The following is a 1654-nucleotide window of genomic DNA, read 5'->3' on the forward strand; positions in this document are numbered from 1 at the left end:
ATGCGCTCGGGCTCCACCAGGATCCCGACCGGCCCGACAACGTCACGGCCCTCCCCGGGCCGCGGCGGCTGCGGGCGATCGAGAACACCAAGACCACCCACCGCCCCAAGTTTTCGTACGACCGGAATGAGGACCACTGATGGAGTCGGCTGAAATTCGCCGCCGCTGGCTGAGCTTCTTCGAGGAGCGCGGTCACGCCGTTGTCCCTTCGGCGTCGCTCATCGCGGACGACCCGACTCTGCTGCTGGTCAACGCGGGCATGGTCCCGTTCAAGCCGTACTTCCTCGGCGAGACCAAGCCTCCGGCCCCGAGGGCCACCAGCGTGCAGAAGTGCGTCCGTACGCCGGACATCGAAGAGGTCGGCAAGACCACCCGGCACGGCACGTTCTTCCAGATGTGCGGCAACTTCTCCTTCGGGGACTACTTCAAGGAAGGCGCCATCAAGTACGCCTGGGAGCTGCTCACCAGCTCCGTGGCGGACGGCGGCTACGGCCTGGAGCCCGAGAAGCTCTGGATCACCGTCTACCTCGACGACGACGAGGCCGAGACGATCTGGCGCGAGAAGATCGGCGTTCCCGCCGAGCGCATCCAGCGCCTGGGCAAGAAGGACAACTTCTGGTCCATGGGCGTCCCCGGCCCCTGCGGCCCGTGCTCGGAGATCAACTACGACCGCGGTCCCGAGTTCGGCGTCGAGGGCGGCCCGGCCGTCAACGACGAGCGCTACGTGGAGATCTGGAACCTGGTCTTCATGCAGTACGAGCGTGGCGCCGGCGACGGGAAGGAAGACTTCCCGATCCTCGGCGACCTGCCGTCGAAGAACATCGACACGGGCCTGGGTCTCGAACGCCTCGCGATGATCCTGCAGGGCGTGCAGAACATGTACGAGACCGACACCCTGCGCGTGGTCATGGACAAGGCCACCGAGCTGACCGGGGTGCAGTACGGCGCTGCGCAGGGCACCGACGTGTCGATGCGCGTGGTCGCCGACCACATCCGCACCTCCGTCATGCTCATCGGCGACGGCGTCACCCCCGGCAACGAGGGCCGCGGCTACGTGCTGCGCCGCATCATGCGCCGCGCTATCCGCAACATGCGCCTCATGGGCGCCACGGGCCCCGTCGTCCAGGACCTGGTCGACGTCGTGATCAACACGATGGGCCAGCAGTATCCGGAGCTCGTCACCGACCGCAAGCGCATCGAGACCGTCGCGCTCGCCGAAGAGGCCGCCTTCCTCAAGGCCGTCAAGGGTGGCACCAACATCCTCGACACCGCCGTGACCGAGACCAAGGCCGCCGGCGGCACGGTCCTCTCCGGCGACAAGGCGTTCCTGCTCCACGACACCTGGGGCTTCCCGATCGACCTCACCCTGGAGATGGCCGCCGAACAGGGCCTCTCCGTGGACGAGCCCGGCTTCCGCCGCCTGATGCAGGAGCAGCGCGACCGGGCCAAGGCCGACGCCAAGGCCAAGAAGACCGGCCACGCGGACATGTCCGCCTACCGGGAGATCGCCGACGGCTCCGGCGCCACCGAGTTCACCGGCTACGCCACCACCCAGGGCGAGTCCACCATCGTCGGCCTGCTGGTGAACGGCGTCTCCGCGCCCGCCGCCTCCGAGGGCGACGAGGTCGAGGTCGTCCTCGACCGCACACCCTTC

The 1654-nt window shown here is 68.1% G+C and carries 1 protein-coding gene; it reads left to right on the forward strand.

Translation table 11 applies throughout. The features are described from left to right. Positions 1-139 precede the first annotated feature (139 nt). On the forward strand, positions 140-1654 hold a 1515-nt coding region (alaS, locus tag ACWGIU_RS37380; protein WP_453712513.1), incomplete at its 3' end, for an alanine--tRNA ligase.

The sequence above is a fragment of the Streptomyces sp. NPDC054840 genome (assembly GCF_053611065.1).